Source organism: Streptomyces sp. NPDC002889 (assembly GCF_042888425.1).
GTDB lineage: Bacteria > Actinomycetota > Actinomycetes > Streptomycetales > Streptomycetaceae > Streptomyces.
This window is the reverse complement of the sequence record NZ_JBIAPT010000049.1, coordinates 1-14,051: the sequence shown is the minus strand read 5'-3', so window position 1 is coordinate 14,051 and position 14,051 is coordinate 1. Positions and strand designations below refer to the sequence as shown.

The 14,051-nt window shown below is 68.0% G+C and carries 14 protein-coding genes and 5 pseudogenes; 8 read left to right on the top strand and 11 right to left on the bottom strand.

Features of this window, described 5'->3' with window-relative positions; translation table 11 throughout:
• Window positions 1–502: 502 nt before the first annotated feature.
• Window positions 503–1,696 (bottom strand): helix-turn-helix domain-containing protein, encoded by a 1,194-nt coding sequence (locus ACFYWI_RS37605; protein WP_389240554.1) that lies wholly within the window; start codon window positions 1,694–1,696, stop codon window positions 503–505.
• Window positions 1,697–2,021: 325 nt separating this feature from the next.
• Between ACFYWI_RS37605 and ACFYWI_RS37600 the strand changes: the two genes are divergently transcribed.
• The 3 genes from ACFYWI_RS37600 to ACFYWI_RS37590 all read left to right on the top strand — a co-directional run bounded on the left by ACFYWI_RS37600 (window position 2,022) and on the right by ACFYWI_RS37590 (window position 3,438).
• A complete protein-coding gene (locus tag ACFYWI_RS37600) occupies window positions 2,022–2,387 on the top strand; it encodes a hypothetical protein (protein WP_389240552.1) in 366 nt (121 codons plus the stop codon).
• A gap of 185 nt (window positions 2,388–2,572) precedes the next feature.
• Entirely contained in the window at window positions 2,573–3,106 is a 534-nt protein-coding gene (locus ACFYWI_RS37595; protein ID WP_389240550.1) for a hypothetical protein, read from the top strand.
• Window positions 3,107–3,207: 101 nt separating this feature from the next.
• The gene (locus ACFYWI_RS37590; protein ID WP_389240558.1) at window positions 3,208–3,438 is read left to right on the top strand and encodes a hypothetical protein; all 231 of its coding nucleotides are present in this window, start codon (window positions 3,208–3,210) and stop codon (window positions 3,436–3,438) included.
• Here the strand turns inward: ACFYWI_RS37590 and ACFYWI_RS37585 are convergent.
• A pseudogene (locus ACFYWI_RS37585) lies at window positions 3,377–4,000 on the bottom strand (transposase); the annotation flags it as partial. The gene ACFYWI_RS37590 and the pseudogene ACFYWI_RS37585 overlap by 62 nt on opposite strands.
• Before the next feature lie 346 nt (window positions 4,001–4,346).
• Between ACFYWI_RS37585 and ACFYWI_RS37580 the strand changes: the two are divergent.
• Window positions 4,347–4,913 (top strand): hypothetical protein, encoded by a 567-nt coding sequence (locus ACFYWI_RS37580; protein ID WP_389240548.1) that lies wholly within the window; start codon window positions 4,347–4,349, stop codon window positions 4,911–4,913.
• A 445-nt stretch (window positions 4,914–5,358) separates the two neighbouring features.
• Here ACFYWI_RS37580 and ACFYWI_RS37575 read toward each other — a convergent pair whose 3' ends face one another.
• The 7 genes and pseudogenes from ACFYWI_RS37575 to ACFYWI_RS37545 all read right to left on the bottom strand — a co-directional run.
• Window positions 5,359–5,499, bottom strand: a complete 141-nt coding sequence (locus ACFYWI_RS37575; RefSeq protein WP_389240546.1) for an ATP-binding protein — start codon at window positions 5,497–5,499, stop codon at window positions 5,359–5,361.
• A 346-nt stretch (window positions 5,500–5,845) separates the two neighbouring features.
• Window positions 5,846–6,577 carry a TIGR03943 family putative permease subunit gene (locus ACFYWI_RS37570; RefSeq protein ID WP_389240544.1) on the bottom strand — a complete coding sequence of 244 codons (732 nt, stop codon included), beginning with the start codon at window positions 6,575–6,577 and terminating at the stop codon, window positions 5,846–5,848.
• A pseudogene (locus ACFYWI_RS37565) lies at window positions 6,574–7,237 on the bottom strand (permease); the annotation flags it as partial. The pseudogene ACFYWI_RS37565 and the gene ACFYWI_RS37570, both read right to left, overlap by 4 nt.
• Before the next feature lie 263 nt (window positions 7,238–7,500).
• Window positions 7,501–8,073, bottom strand: coding sequence for a VOC family protein (locus ACFYWI_RS37560; protein WP_389240542.1), 573 nt, complete (start codon window positions 8,071–8,073; stop codon window positions 7,501–7,503).
• Window positions 8,074–8,657: 584 nt separating this feature from the next.
• Complete coding sequence (locus ACFYWI_RS37555; RefSeq protein ID WP_389240540.1) at window positions 8,658–9,707, bottom strand: SPFH domain-containing protein; 1,050 nt, start codon at window positions 9,705–9,707, stop codon at window positions 8,658–8,660.
• A 3-nt stretch (window positions 9,708–9,710) separates the two neighbouring features.
• Window positions 9,711–10,142 (bottom strand): NfeD family protein, encoded by a 432-nt coding sequence (locus ACFYWI_RS37550; RefSeq protein WP_389240537.1) that lies wholly within the window; start codon window positions 10,140–10,142, stop codon window positions 9,711–9,713.
• Window positions 10,143–10,623: 481 nt separating this feature from the next.
• Window positions 10,624–10,826: pseudogene (locus tag ACFYWI_RS37545) on the bottom strand (IS21 family transposase); the annotation flags it as partial.
• Window positions 10,827–10,957: 131 nt separating this feature from the next.
• Between ACFYWI_RS37545 and ACFYWI_RS37540 the strand changes: the two are divergent.
• Both ACFYWI_RS37540 and ACFYWI_RS37535 read left to right on the top strand, forming a co-directional pair.
• A pseudogene (locus ACFYWI_RS37540) lies at window positions 10,958–11,236 on the top strand (sigma factor); the annotation flags it as partial.
• 44 nt (window positions 11,237–11,280) lie between these two features.
• Window positions 11,281–11,394: pseudogene (locus tag ACFYWI_RS37535) on the top strand (XRE family transcriptional regulator); the annotation flags it as partial.
• Between the two features lie 193 nt (window positions 11,395–11,587).
• Here ACFYWI_RS37535 and ACFYWI_RS37530 read toward each other — a convergent pair.
• Window positions 11,588–12,607, bottom strand: coding sequence for a hypothetical protein (locus ACFYWI_RS37530; protein ID WP_389240535.1), 1,020 nt, complete (start codon window positions 12,605–12,607; stop codon window positions 11,588–11,590).
• A 521-nt stretch (window positions 12,608–13,128) separates the two neighbouring features.
• Between ACFYWI_RS37530 and ACFYWI_RS37525 the strand changes: the two genes are divergently transcribed.
• Window positions 13,129–13,257: a hypothetical protein gene (locus tag ACFYWI_RS37525; protein WP_389240533.1), complete on the top strand. Its 129-nt coding sequence runs from the start codon at window positions 13,129–13,131 to the stop codon at window positions 13,255–13,257.
• A gap of 108 nt (window positions 13,258–13,365) precedes the next feature.
• On the opposite strand, the gene ACFYWI_RS37520 is transcribed toward ACFYWI_RS37525, so the two are convergent.
• On the bottom strand, window positions 13,366–13,824 hold the full coding sequence (locus ACFYWI_RS37520) for a DUF6188 family protein (protein WP_389240531.1): 459 nt from the start codon (window positions 13,822–13,824) through the stop codon (window positions 13,366–13,368).
• Between ACFYWI_RS37520 and ACFYWI_RS37515 the strand changes: the two genes are divergently transcribed.
• Window positions 13,818–14,051, top strand: a 234-nt coding sequence (locus ACFYWI_RS37515; RefSeq protein WP_389240529.1) for a transposase, incomplete at its 3' end; no start/stop codon positions are given. The genes ACFYWI_RS37520 and ACFYWI_RS37515 overlap by 7 nt on opposite strands.

The following is a 14,051-nucleotide window of genomic DNA, read 5'->3' as shown; positions in this document are numbered from 1 at the left end:
GGGGGGTGTTTGTGCGGCGGCTCCAACAATAGGTTTTGGGCGGGGGGGGGGTTTTCTGCGGGGCCATTCGGGGGGTTTAGCGGCGGGGGCGGCGCGGGGGGGGGCCCCGGCCGCTCGGCTACCTCAGCCCCATCGAGTTCGAGGAGAAGCACTACACCAACCAGGCGACGGCCGAACTAGTGAACCTGAAACCCATCAACCCCTTCTGACCAGCCCCTACCGGACAATGGGGGAACCTCATGGAGATGCGCGGCGGATCCAGTGGCGGCACGCCGGGCGGGCTTGGCGGCGAACGGCCGGCGGGGCGGGGCGGGTGATTAAAGCGTTCGGGCCAGGGCAGGGACTGCCGACCTGCGGTTTCCCTTTTGCCCTCTGGCCCAAAGAGCCCAATCACCGGGGCACGGCACCCTCCCCGCGACCTCCCGGTGTACCAGCCCGGCGACGCATCGTAGGAGCGTCGCCACAGCGAGCGCGGCAGAACCCGAGAACGGTCCCAGCCGCCCTAGCTGTCGTAGGGGACCCAGGCACGCTCGCCTGTGTCGTTCGTGCCGTACCAGTAGTGCGGCATTCCCTTGATGCTGGTGGTGTGGAACGGGCGGCCGTGGTCGTCGATGCGGATCGTGCCGGTGCGGCCCTGGGAGGACCAGTCGAGTTCGAGGTACCAGCGGGCGTCGTAGGTCTGTGTCGTCGTGTCGACCAGCAGCACCTCCGGGTCCTCGGCGGAGACGCGGTACGGAAAGTGCACGGCCGGGATGGTGTGTTCGCTGTCGGCGCCGTCCTTCGGGCGGGCGATGGGGCGGTCGACATCGAGGTTCACGGTGAAGCGGCGGGGCGTGAGGTCGCCGCCGCAGCCCTGGCCCATGGCATACGCGCTCCCGGCGGCCGGGTTGCCGCGGCTGACGATGCGGACGTGGAGCGCCTCCAGGACCACGGCCGTGGACGACCGCCCCTGCACCGAGATCTGCACCCTTGCCTGCCGTCCGTGCACCGCGCCCTGCGTCGCCGCCCACGCCCCGGCGTTCTGCTCCACCGGCGGCGGAGGCACCTGTGCGGGCAGCTTGTCGATGACGTAGTCGTGGTCGCAGCCCTTGTCCCAGACCAGGGAGTCGACACTCCAGGCGAGGGGCAGGCCGGCGGTCGGCTTCGCGGCCAAGGTGGGACCGCTCCCGGTGGCGGACGGGGCGGGAGTCTGCTGCCGGGGGCTGGGCGAGGAGCGGTCGTCCGACAGGGCGGACGTACTGCTCAAAATGGCGAGCAGCGCGCAGGCGACGGCGGTGGACGTCAGGACCCGTCGGCGGCGGTACCAGGGGCGGGGAGCGGGAGAGGGGGCGGGCTCGTCCGGGTCGGGATCGTCCCCGGGCTGCTCCACGGAGCTGCCTTCCTCGACAAGTACCCCGTCCGTGTCCGGTGCCGGAACTGCCATCGCCGCCGAACCGGCCGTAGGCACCCGCTGCCGAGCCTCCACCGCCAACAACCACAGCCGGTGCAGTTCGAGCCGCTCCTTCTGTGTCGCCTCACAGAAGGCCGCGAGCCGCTCCACGGGCGCGAAGTCCTGCGGCACCGCCTCGCCCGCGCAGTACCGGTGCAGCGTGGAGGTGTTCATGTTGAGGCGGCGGGCCAGGGAGCCGTAGCTCCGGTCCGTACGGTCCTTCAGCCGGCGCAGCAGCGCTGCGAACTCCTCGACATCGTCCCGCATCGACACCGTTCCTCCGTCGTACGCCCACGATCCCGTATCCCAGGCACTTATATCCCTGCACGTCAGATGGGCTGGGATGGTTCCACCGTCGCCAAAGGGGCGGCAGTCGTTGCGCCGGACTCCGGTGACCGCCGATGCTCGTGGTGTCGCACCGACCACGACTATCACGGCTATAGGGACCAACCGGCGTTGGGGACATCCGAGACGCATGCACTGACGGTTGCCTCCATGGCCACCGCGCTTGATACGTCGTCACACACGCCCACGATGCCGGTTGCCGTGTCAGGCGATCTACTCAATTCTTGGAGGTTTGATGAAGTCCGTCATGCGAAAGGCGGCAGGCCTCGCGGGAGCGAGCGTGGCCGTCGCAGCCATGTCCGTGACCGGCGCATCGGTAGCCCAGGCGGAGTCCCCCACCCACGGCTGCCCGTACCCCTATGTGTGCTTCTACGTGGACGAGCACGCCTATAACGCGGGCACGCCGATCACGACGTACCGCGATGTCACCAGTTCCTACCAGCCGGTCAGGCCCCGGCCGCACTACCACGTCGTGAACACCCGGAACGACGACGTGGCGTATCTACGGCTCCAGGACGGGACCTCGATCTGCCTGGGGCCGAATTCCGAAACCGTGTTCGCGAACGCTTACAGCGTCACCGGAATAAGGATCTCCAGCAGTTCTACCTGCTGAATCTGCTCGAACGGTCGGCGTACCCAAGGTGCGGCGTTCGGCACCCCGCGGCGCCCGCCCCCACATGACGGCCTTGGGCCGAAGACACCGGGCACCGGGCCGACTCCTGTCCGATCGGGCGATCGGGCCGTCCTGTCCGGAACCGGCCGAGAGCAACCACATACGGTCAGAAAAGGAAGACGCACATGAACAACATGAAGAAGAAGTCCCCCGCACACCGTCGTCCGGGCCGCCGCGCGGCCGTCGCCGCCGGCCTCGTCCTGGCTGTCGGACTCGGTGTGTCGACACAGGCGTCGGCACAGGCGTCCGTCCATGCCCCCGCAAAGGTGTCCACCGCCGCACAGAAGTCGGTCAGCGGCACGTCCGGCCAAGCGGTGACCCGGGTCGCCGACTTCTACGGCGCGTACGTCGACGCGAAGGGCGATTACGCGGTCCCGGACGTCACGCTGAGCACGGCGCTCCGCAAGCACTACCTGACGCCCGCCTTCGCCAACCGGCTGGCGGCCTGGGAGAAGAAGAATGGGGCGGACGGCATCCTGCGTGCCCAAAACGTCCCGGCTCGGTGGACGGTGTCCGACAACGGCACCGTGGGTAACGGCCATGAGGTCATCGTCACCTTGACCTTCGGCAGCGGAGAGACGACGCAGAAGACCAAGCTTTTCGTGCTGCTGGAGCGGTACAACCACATCGTCGAAATCGACACCACGAGCGCCCGCTAACGGCAGAGCCACCCCGGTGCCCCGTCCTGTCCGGGACGGGGCACCGGGGTGGAGAGTCCACGGATGCCCTTCGGGGGTGCCCCTATGGGTTTCGTCAACCCGTGGGGGTGGGTCTCGAACGGCTCCACCACGATCTGCTCGCGCTCGACGCCGAGTATCGCGTCGAGTCCTTCGCCGTGAAGTTCGGCGGCCTCCGCATCACCGTCTGCGACCGCTTCGTGGTCGGCGAGTTCGACGGTGAGTTCGCCGACCGGGCCACCGCCCTGACGGATAGGCCCGGGAGACCGGGTCGGCCAGGACCGCGAACGCGGAAAGGAAGAAGGCCCGTTTGAGCTGCTTGTTCCTGCCGGGATGGTTGCTCACTGCGGATCGATGAGCCCGAACTCCGGGTCGCCAGGGCAAGACCGGCTGAGGCGGCGAGGTGGGCGGCAGACGGGAAGCCGGAGCCAGGATCCTCGTCGACGTCGACGTCGACGTCGACGAGGATCCTGGCTCCGGTCCTGACGCCGATCCCCGGCATCGAGGTCAGGACTTTCGAAAGAGGGTGGGCGTCCAGTAGTTCCTCGATCCGTTCGGCAAGCCGTTTCCGTTGTCAAGGACGGCGGTCAGGGAGGTGGCCAGACTGGGGACGATCAGTGCGGCCGCGTCCGTGCCCGGAACGACGACGGTCTGCTCGTCCAATGCGGTGAAGATCTCTTCGACCAGCCGCTCGGCCATGCGCGGGGCCTTCGGCCACAGCAAGGACACGAGCCGTCGTCGTCCGGCCTCGCGGATCTGGGCCGCGGACCCGAACCGTTCCAGCAGTGTGAGCACGGCCGGGTGCTGGACGCGCGGGCCGAGGACTCGCTCCAGGTGCGGGCAGATCTGTGTGAGCAGGCCGCAGAGCCGCCCTGTCCAGAGCGGCGGCTCGGTGGCGGCGGGGCCTGTGAGGGAGAGAGCCGTGTCGTACGACTCGCCCCGGGCGGCTGGAGCGTTTCACCATCACGCCCGGTTGGGCGAGGGAGGGCTTCAGCGTCACCTTCGCGGGGGCGCTGAAGCGGTCTACGAGGCTGGTGACGAAGCAGGCTTTAGCACTGTCCGGGCAGTGGTTTTGAGCGGAGGTTTCCGGGGCTCGCTGGCTGGCAGCTGGGACCTGCTGTTGGAGGCCCGGGGCGAGGACGCCGGCAGGCGCCGCGACGATCATCCTGCAAAGACGCCCAAGCCGCTGGTCTGGGCGCACCTTGTGGTTCACACTGCCCCCATGGATCAAGGGGTCGCGGCAACCATCGGCGCACTCATCGGCGCGGTGGGCGCCGTTGTTGCTGGCCTCATCACAGTGCGTTTGAGCTTACGCGGCGCGCTGGCTCAAATACATCAGCAGCAGGCGCAGTTCCGACAACAAGGACTCGCCGACCATGTGCGGGTTCGTCGCGACGCCCGCAGAAGCGCGTACGTGGCCTTCGCCGAGTGCTTCTACACCTTCATAGAGATCGTCAAGCGAGCCCACGAGATCGCAGAAACGGGCGAGACACGAGCTGCACTCGCGCTCATTCAGGACGAGGCCACTGGCGCAGATGCCAAGCTGCTGCGTGCACGCTCGGTCGTATCGATCGAAGGCCCTGACGACGTCACCACGGCGGCTGAAGCCGTCGCTGACCGCGTCCGTATCTGGTTGGAGATGCGCTTGAGGATCGCTGGCGTCTCACGTCAGCCGCTCCACTTCTCGGACTATGCATCGATCGAAACCGAATTCCACACTGCCTTCCGCGCGTTCACTCAAGCCGCGAACCGGGCACTCGACGACGAGGGCACCTGGTCTGGCTCCTGAACAGTTGTAGTTGCATGAGCAGGTCAGCCAGTCGGCACAGCATGAGCGCCACATGTGTCGCGCACGATACTGCCGCTCACACCGTTGCTGAGCTGCACAACGTGGTCTCCACGTGCCTCGCCCGCCACACGCTGCCCCAGAGAATGCGGCTCCTCGGCTGCTCGTACCATGAACTGCGTCTTGGGCAACAGCTTGCCGCTCTCCGGCACGGGCGGGACATCCAGCATGCGTGCGGCCAGGTCGTAGTACGGGTCAGCGGGGGGTGGGGACTGGGGGCGGGCCGGTGTCGGCCGTGTTCGGTGACCGTCATGTGCACCCGTGCCTGGGCCCGCTCCGCAGGCAGCGACCGAGCCACCGAATCCGCTCCCGATAACGAGTGCCTCGTAGTGATCGCGGGCCGAAAATTCGCCGTCGTCGATCTTCTTCGTTGCGTCCCTCTCGCCGCTCAGGGGTTGCGGTTGGGCAGTTCGATGTCGAACCAGACAGTTTTCCCGGTTGTGTGCGGTGTGGCGCCCCACTGTCTGGCGAGCTGGTCGAGCAGGAGTATCCCGCGTCCGTTCTCGTCGGCGGCGGACGCCTTCCTCACCCCCCTGCTTGCACCCGGCCCGCCCGGCCAGTGGAGTACCGCTGAAGCAGTCTGGCAAGCCCGGCCTGAACCAAACGGCCCACAGGCTGACAGCAGTTACGACGCCCGGCTGCGCGCACTCACTGACGAAATGCGTAGCCGGACCGCGGCAGCACCACCCCCTCCCGCACAGCAGAGCCGCTGCGTGCCCCCGCAGGTGCATCCCAACGTCCCGCCCCCTCCTCCGTCCCCAGCGGGAGCCCCTGCCGGTAGCAGGATGCACGGGCGTGCCCGGGGATGGGGAAGCGGGATGGCGCGCTGTCCGCTGCACACGCCCGCCAGCGCCCTCTGCAAGCGGCGGCCGTCGTCAGCGGGATGCGCGGCCCCGGGATTCTCCGGACGGTTGCGACGTCGAGTGCCAGGCTGCCGAGGTGGTGCCCAGAACACCACCCGGGTGCCAGCGACCGGTCACCCTCACCCAGATGTCGGCAGGTGGTGCTGTCGCACCGTGCATCGTGACGGTCAACGACTGGGAGTCGGCCGCGCAGCAGGCCACAAGGAGCCGGGTCAGATCCCAGGTCCCGTCCTTGGCCGGCGTGACAAAGCCCTGAATGAGTACGGTGCGGCCCTGGAGGCTCTGTTTGTCGTCCTGTTGCGCCCGAGCGATGAACTCGGTCAGCGACAGTGGGGCGGGGCCGTGAGCGGGGAGTGGTTCGAAGCGCTCGTACTCCTCGACGATCTTCGGATTGTCGCGCGTCGCGGTGTAGGAGCCCAGGGCCGGTGGTGCGAAGAGGAGCAGTACGAGCGCGGGCGGCACCAGAAGCCAGGCGATGCGAGGCCCATGGGTGTGGTCGTGCCCATGCTCCGACGACAGAGCGGCGTCACTGTGAAGCCCCTGCCCCTGGCGGCGTCCGAGGAAGGGCAGCCCGTCGCGCCGAGCACCGATCAGCCCCAGTGCGCACAGGACGATGCCGGAGGCGACCAGGAAGGGCTGCAGTCCTTCCTTGACGTAGCGCAGGCCGATGTCGCTGAACAGGGACACGCGCAGGACCCCGGCTCCGGTCAGCAGAAGCAGCAGGTTCTGGACGGTACGTCTCACAGCAGCCACCACCCGACGAGGGGACTGCACACGATGGCGACCACCGCGGTGGCCGTCGAGAACCGGACGGCGAAGGACCGGCCGAACGTTCCTGCCTGCAGGGCGATGAGTTTCACGTCGACCATGGGGCCGACCACCATGAACGTCAGGCGGGCGGTGGGCGAGAAGCCGGTCAGCGAGGCGGCGACGAAAGCGTCGGCCTCCGAGCAGACGGCGAGAACGATTGCGAGCCCGGCGAGGAACAGCACCGACATCCAGGGCGATCCGGAGAAAGTCTCCAGCACCGATCGTGGCACGGTGACATTGAAGGTGGCCGCGGCCATGGCGCCCAGTACGAGGAACCCGCCGGCGTGCAGGAAGTCGTGCTGGAAGCCGAGCCGGAACTCCTCCCCACCGGCTGTGCCCGTCCTGGTGCCCGGTGTGCCGGGCCGGCATCCGCAGCCACTCCGAGCGCCCGAGCTTCAGCCACAGCCACCCCATTGCCGCGGAGACGGCGAGTGAGGCGATGAGCCGCGCGGCAACCATCTCCGGACTGCCCGGGAAGGCAACGGCAGTTGCGGTCAGCACGATCGGGTTGACGGCCGGCGCGGACAGCAGGAACGCGAAAGCGGCAGCCGGTGTCACACCCCGACGGATCAGACTCCCGGCCACAGGTACCGAACCAGGAGCTTCAGACGGGCGACTTCGTCACCGGCCGCGGCAAGTAGCTGTACCACCCGTCAGCCGCCACCCGGCCGAAGCCCAGCCCGGGCTGCTCAGGCCATGCAACGGCCGGGCCAATCGGCCGCGAGTTCGGGGCCACCCGGGCGGCAGCCTGGCAACGACGTCGAATCCAGCCCATCGAGTCTGCGGCGGCCTAGGTATCCCCTGTCACTCCTTTGCTGGCCAACCTGCTTCGGTTGATCTTCCCGCCCAAGGGGACGTCAGCCCGGAGGCGGCCCGTCGGCCCTTTCATTCGGGGCGGTGATGGTGAAGAGACCGCCGTCGCGGTCGCACAGAGTGACCCGTCTCTCGGTGAGTGTGCTGGTCACGGGTGTGGCGAGCCTGCCCGAGCGGCGCTCGGCCTCCGCGACGGCGGCCTCCAGGTCGGCGACTGGGAAGTGGACGTGCCATCGCGGGCGGACGTGGGGGTCGGGGTCCGCCCCGATGGCGCCCCCACTGATCCGCGCGACGGTGTCGTAACCGTGCCGCAGGACGACATGAGAATGCTCGTAGGCCACCTGACACGACCCGGGACGCTCGCTCGCCCACTCAAGAACCTGCCCATAGAAGATGGCAGCGTCAAAGGCGTCCCTGGTCCGCAGCTCCAGCCAGGCAGGAGCCCGGCGGGCGCCGATCCTCCACCCCGGCTGAACCTTGCCCTCCCAGATCCCGAAAGCCGCGCCGTCACGGTCCGCGGCCAGCGCGGCCCGGCCGCTGCCGAAGGAGAGCGAGCCTACCGCGACGGTGGCGCTGCGCTCACGAATCCGTTCGGCAGCCGCATTCGCGTCAACCACCGCGAAGTACGGGCTCCACACGACCGACGCAGCCTGGCGAGCGAGAACCCCAAGCCCGGCCACCGGCGCACCGTCCCGAAGAGCCACACAGAAGCCCTCACCGCGCCTGTCAGGCCGGAAATCCCAGCCAAGGACGGCACCGTAGAAACCCTGCGCCGCCCGAAGATCCCGGGTCAGCAGACTGACCCAGCAAGGAGCACCGAAAACCTCCTCACTGGACACCGCCACAGCCACACCGGACCTCTCTACTGCGCCACGGTCCCGCGACCACCTCAAGGCCACAGGGGCTACACCGGAGCCAGACGTCTGCCGCGATCAGGCGGCGAATAGAACGTCCAGAAGGCGGCGCCCGAGAACGACCGCCTCGATTCATTCCCAGCCACTGAGTCCCAGCCAGCAGGCAACGGTCCCTTCCAGACCTTAACGCTGTCATCGTGTCTCAGCCCTGGCTTCGTACCACCGCCCCCACCCACCGCTTGGCGAGGAACCCCGAGGAGCGGTGCACCGGCAGGCGAGTCCCGGCGGCCTGCTCGGCTCGGTGAATGGGTCGCAGCTGTCCAGAGGGCGGTCGGGAAGTGCCGGTTTCATCCATCGCCGGTGAGGGGGTCAGCCGGGAAGGTGCCGGAGGTGGCGCCATCGGCCTTTGCTGCGTCGGCGAGGGCCTCGGCGGCGGCTTCCGCGGCCTGCGCTGCGTCGTCGGCGGCCTTCTGGACCGCGCTGTCGTCCGAGGATCTCTCGCGGGTGGCCGGCGACTGAGGCAGCGCCTCGCTGAAGGCGCGGGACACACCCTGGAGTGCGGAGGTGACCTCGCTGGGGATCACCCAGAATGTGCTGCCCGAACCCTGCGCGAGTTGCGGCAGCGCCTGGAGGTACTGGTAGGCGAGCAGCTTGGGGTCAGGGTCGTTGCGGTGCACGGCCTGGAACACCTCGTCGATGGCCCGGGACTGGCCCTCGGCCTTGAGGATCTCAGCGGTACGGTTGCCCTCCGCACGAAGGACGGCAGACTGCTTGTCACCTTCGGCGGTGAGAATTTGCGATTGGCGTTGTCCTTCGGCCCCGAGAATCGCGGCCCGCTTGTCCCTCTCGGCCCGCATCTGCTTCTCCATCGCGTCTTTGATGGACTGCGGGGGGTCGATGGCCTTGATCTCCACCCGGTTGACTCTCAGCCCCCACTTGCCTGTGGCCTCGTCGAGCACGCCACGGAGCTGGCTGTTGATGGTGTCTCGTGAGGTAAGAACTTTTTCCAGGTCCATCGATCCGACGACGTTGCGCAAGGTGGTGACCGTGAGCTGCTCGACCGCCTGAAGATAGTTCGCGATTTCATAGGCGGCCGCTCGTGGATCGGTGACCTGGAAGTACAGGACGGTGTCGATCTCGACGACCAGGTTGTCCTCGGTGATGACCGGTTGCGGTTTGAAGGAGACGACCTGTTCCCGCAGGTCGATCACCGGATAGACGCGGTCGATGTACGGGATGACGACGTTGAGGCCGGGTTTCAGTGTGCGGTGGTAGCGGCCGAGTCGTTCGACGTTGCGCGCACGTGCCTGGGGCACGATGCGTACCGCCCGCAACACGGTGAAGACTGCCAAGAGCGCGACGATCAGTCCGGCAATGAGGAACGCCGAGGCTTCCATGGTTCACTCCCGGGGATGGACGAGTGCGGTGGCGCCGCTGATCTCTATGACATCGACCGTTGCTCCGGGAGGAATCAAGAGCGTCTCGTCATAGGCGCGCGCCGTCCATACCTCGCCGCCGATGCGGACCCTGCCGCCCAGGCCCGTCACCTCTGAGACGACGTAGGCGGTCCTGCCGACCAGTGCGTCCACGCCGAATCGCTCCACCTGGGGCTGGAGCATGTGGCGCCGCACGACGGGGCGGACGAACAGCACGCTGACCACAGCGACGATGGTGAACACCAGGAATTGGAGGAGCAGCGGAAGCCCGACTGCGGCGAATCCGGCCGTGACCAATGCGGCCCCAGCCAGCATTCCCAGCGCAGCAGTGAGAGTGAAGATCTCCGCCACAGCCAACGTCGCTGCGGCGATCAACCAGAGCAGCCATGGATCCATTGCGTGCCCCTCCTGACGGGTGCGGGTGCGCAAATGGCTGGGCGATGCCCCCTTTGGTGGCCGACACGGGACAGCCGCATACCTCTGAGAAAAGACGTGCCTCACCGACGGAGCTGTGCTGGTGCACCGCACCTCAGGCGACTACTTCCCACTTACCTAAAAGGTGTCTACCCATATGAAATGCAGGAAATCGGTCATTCCCTGTGCAGGCCAGACATCCGGTCTCGAGCTTCGTGTCCCCGGGATCGTCGATCATGCTGCAGCCGCCCGAGCCGACCTCGGCGATGCTCTCACCGGTGACGACGTCTACGGTGACCTCGGCGACGACGTTCAGCCATCGGCCAGACCATAGTCATTAGTCATTCTGCTGTCCCCCGGGGTACCGAATTTCCGGGCAACGGCCGACGCAAGCCCGCCCGGAGAAGCCCGCGCCTCCAAACGACGAGACCGGCCGTTCGTTAACGGCACCCCTTGTCCGCGCACCGTCCGGCGCGGCGGTGCCCAGAGCCCGGTCGACTTCCCGCCGGGCGAGTAGAGCTTGGACGGGGCGACGGCTTCGGCCGTCTTCGCCTTGAGCCGACGGGCCCCGGCCGCACTGGCTTCGACCAGCCAGGACGCGGCCCCGGGGCCGAGTGCGAGGAAGGCGGCCTCTTCCGCGCTGGTGGCCTTCGGGGTGTGGTCGGCTTCTGTATCTCGCCGTGCGCCCGACGACCTCCCGAACACTTTCAGAAGACTGCCCAGAGCACCAAGCTTCTTCGCCTCGGGCGGCGAATACCGCATGAGGGCTCTTTCGCCCACCATCGTTGAGGAGCTTCATGCCTGTCCCCCGAGCTGCCCGGGCCCAGCCAGCCGCAGCGCACGGCCCGTCACTCGACACTCTGCTTCTCCAGGTCGCCCGCGGCGATCAGGAAGCCTTCGGGGAGGTCTACGACGCGGTCAGCGGTCCGGTGTTCGGCGTCGTCCGCAGCGTTGTCCGCGATCTGGCCCAGTCGGAGGAGTTCATGCAGGAAGTCATGATCCAGATCTGGCGGACGGCTGCCCGGTTCCAGGCGGACAAGGGGAGCGCGATGAACTGGGTGCTGACGCTTGCCCATCGTGACCGGCGCCCAGGTGGGCGAGGATCTTGCCCTGACTGGGAGAGAGGGCGGCGACCACCGGTGGCATCGTCATCGACGCCTGGGCCCGGATCGGCTACACCGCGCCGAACGGCTCCACCGACGAGGACCGGATCCGGCACCTGACCGTGGTGCTGCGCCGCGGTAGGGAGCGGCCCCGCGCGACGTGCGATCGGAGCGCGGGACGCCAAGCCCCGCCGTCCTGTCGAGCTGCGGGAAGCGTCCGGCCGGGGATTTTCGCGGCCCGACGCTCGCTTGGGCTAACGGCGCAGGCCGTGGCGTGCACGGCGATGCCGCGCGGGGTGTGGTGCCAGCCGGTCGCCGGCGTGCTCAGCTGCCTGTGTACCGGGTGCCGTTGAAGTGGTACGGCCAGCTGGCGCCGGCGGCGTCGGATACCTCTCCGGATCCTGCCGGGATTTTCAGCACGGTCAGGGACAGCTGGCTCTGGGTGTAGGCGGCCCAGCGGATGCCGGTGGTGCCCTTCCAGCCGCTGCTGGTGAACTGGCTGTACCGCCCGGGACCCGTGTCGACGGCGACGGAGGAGACAGCGACGCACGCCACGAGGGCCCCGCCGTCGGCGGTCCGCCAGACGGGCCCGTGCGGTGCCCGGCGGGGCTCGACGCTGACGCGGATCGACGCCGGGTTGTTGGTGCTTTCACGCAGGTCCTGCTCCACCGTCGCGAACGAGCCGCGCCCGGTGTCGATCTCCTTGCTCCACAGCGTTCCGTCGGCTGCTGCGCCGTCCTTGCCGGTGACGTAGTCCCCGTAGCGGGCGCAGGCGGTGGAGGGCGGCATCACCAGTTCCGAGACGTCGCCCCCGGTCGCGGCCTGGCCGTCACTGCCGGTGGCGAGCTCGGGCAGAGCGCTCCTCGAGGGTGCCTCCACCAGGAAAGTTCTGCGCCAGGCACCGCCCTGCTGATGGTAGAAGGACCACTGCAGCCGCGCCGATTTCTTCTCCTCGCCGACCGTCCTGCCGGCGATCTCGTAGGCGCCGAGGATCCAGCGGCCCCTACCTTCCGGTCCTGCAGCGCTCCAGGCGTGGACCTTCGGTGATGTCTTCGGTGAATTGGTCGGGTCCGGCGGGGCCTTGGTGCCGTACTTCTTGGCGGTCTCCACGGTGGCCAGCCGCTGCTCCAGCCACGGACCTTCCGCAACCTCCCGCCAGAACGCCGCGTCCTGACTGTCGGTGTCCGTGCGCTCGTTGACGTCGGTGACCACGCGCCGCGCCTCTTCGGCGGTCAGAGAGCGGGCCGCGCCCGCCCGGCCGGCGGTGGCAGAGGGACCGGGCGCCTTCGCATCGGTCTGCCGGTCGCAGCCGACCGCCGTGAGCAGCAGCAGCGCGGCGGCCATTGTTATGGAACGTCTCATCATGCCCCCGGAGATAGCGAACGATCACCCGATCCTGCCTCACCAAGAGGCCGCCCGGCGCCGCCATTTCCGGCCCGCTATCGGACCAGCTCCTCGAGCCCGCCTGCACATCCGCCCCCCACCGCGGCCGATGACACGCACCGCAACCAACCGCCCGCACGCGTACCCGCCGAATCCGGACCCGCGCAGCGCGCGGTCGCCGGGCGCAGCAGAAGCGGCAGGTGCAACGTCAAGGACAAAGTCATGGACCTGATCAAAATCTTCCACCCGACCACTGCCAGCGGCCCTGCCCCCGGGGGCCGCCGAGTCCTGACCCCGCGCCGGGGCTGACCCGTTCGTCGAGGCGTACGGTCGTGGGTGCGAGCGATGAGATCCCCGAACCGGTCGAACAGCGGCCTTGGCGCCCGGAGGACGGTGCGCGGCCGCGGCTGACGACGTGGCCGACGGGGCAGCGCCCGGCGCTGGGGGTGTGGTCACACGGACGTTGGAGGTACGCCGAAGCCTTGGCGCGGCAGGACTGGGCAGACGGCCGAGTCGTCTACCAGGTGGCGGTCGACCTGGAAGGCACCACCAAAGTGACCGCCCGCCTGTACGCGTGGCCACAGCCCGGTCTGCGGATTGCGCACGGATGAGATTGTCAGCGAGAGATGGCACTTTTCAGCAGGATCTGGCACCACCGAACAGGGATACGGGTTGAGACCCAAGTCCAGGTGTCCCGTCGCAACGTAGGTGGCAGATTCTCAGTGCTTCGCAGCTTGAGCTTGCGGATTCTCACTTGTTCCAGAGCGGGACCAAACGGCAAGGTCTCCGCCGGGCAACGAGATGAAACGCCATCCTCGTGGTGCTGTGACCTGCCAGGCTTCGAACGATGCGTCGGCCGAACACGTCAGATGCATGCCGTTGTCGAACACCATCCGCAGGACGCCGGACTTGAACACAACCGCGGACAGGACCTTCGCCCCGAACAGTGGAAGAGCCGCAGCCACGTCCTGGGACTCCGGCGTCAGAGGCAGGCCAGGACTGGTGTGGAATGACCCTGTCGAGAGCCGAGCTGGTGCTTCCTGCACGACTTCCCACCCTGCGTCCAGGACGAGGGTCAGCCGAAAGTCGATGCTGATCCTGACGACACTCAGGCCTCGGAGGTTTAGGGCGTGTGTCGAAAGTGGATCTTGAGGTGGGATGATCTTGCTTTGTGGCACGTGGAGATCTGACGGATGCGCAGTGGGGCCGGCTGGAACCGCTGTTGCCGGTGGGCAAGAAGCCGGGCCGGCCGCCGATATGGACCAGGCGGCAGCTGATCGATGGCATACGGTGGCGGACGCGGACCGGGGCGCCGTGGCGGGATGTGCCGGAGCGGTTCGGGCCCTGGGGTCGGGTGTACGACCTGTTCCGCCGCTGGCAGCGGGACGGCACCTGGAAGCGTATC

Excerpts from the sequence above, each read along its gene's own strand:
- ACFYWI_RS37605 (WP_389240554.1), bottom strand. The coding sequence starts at position 1,696 with ATGCGGGACGATGTCGAGGAGTTCGCAGCGCTGCTGCGCCGGCTGAAG.
- ACFYWI_RS37600 (WP_389240552.1), top strand. The coding sequence starts at position 2,022 with ATGCGAAAGGCGGCAGGCCTCGCGGGAGCGAGCGTGGCCGTCGCAGCC.
- ACFYWI_RS37595 (WP_389240550.1), top strand. The coding sequence starts at position 2,573 with ATGAACAACATGAAGAAGAAGTCCCCCGCACACCGTCGTCCGGGCCGC.
- ACFYWI_RS37580 (WP_389240548.1), top strand. The coding sequence starts at position 4,347 with ATGGATCAAGGGGTCGCGGCAACCATCGGCGCACTCATCGGCGCGGTG.
- ACFYWI_RS37555 (WP_389240540.1), bottom strand. The coding sequence starts at position 9,707 with ATGGAAGCCTCGGCGTTCCTCATTGCCGGACTGATCGTCGCGCTCTTG.
- ACFYWI_RS37550 (WP_389240537.1), bottom strand. The coding sequence starts at position 10,142 with ATGGATCCATGGCTGCTCTGGTTGATCGCCGCAGCGACGTTGGCTGTG.
- ACFYWI_RS37530 (WP_389240535.1), bottom strand. The coding sequence starts at position 12,607 with ATGGCCGCCGCGCTGCTGCTGCTCACGGCGGTCGGCTGCGACCGGCAG.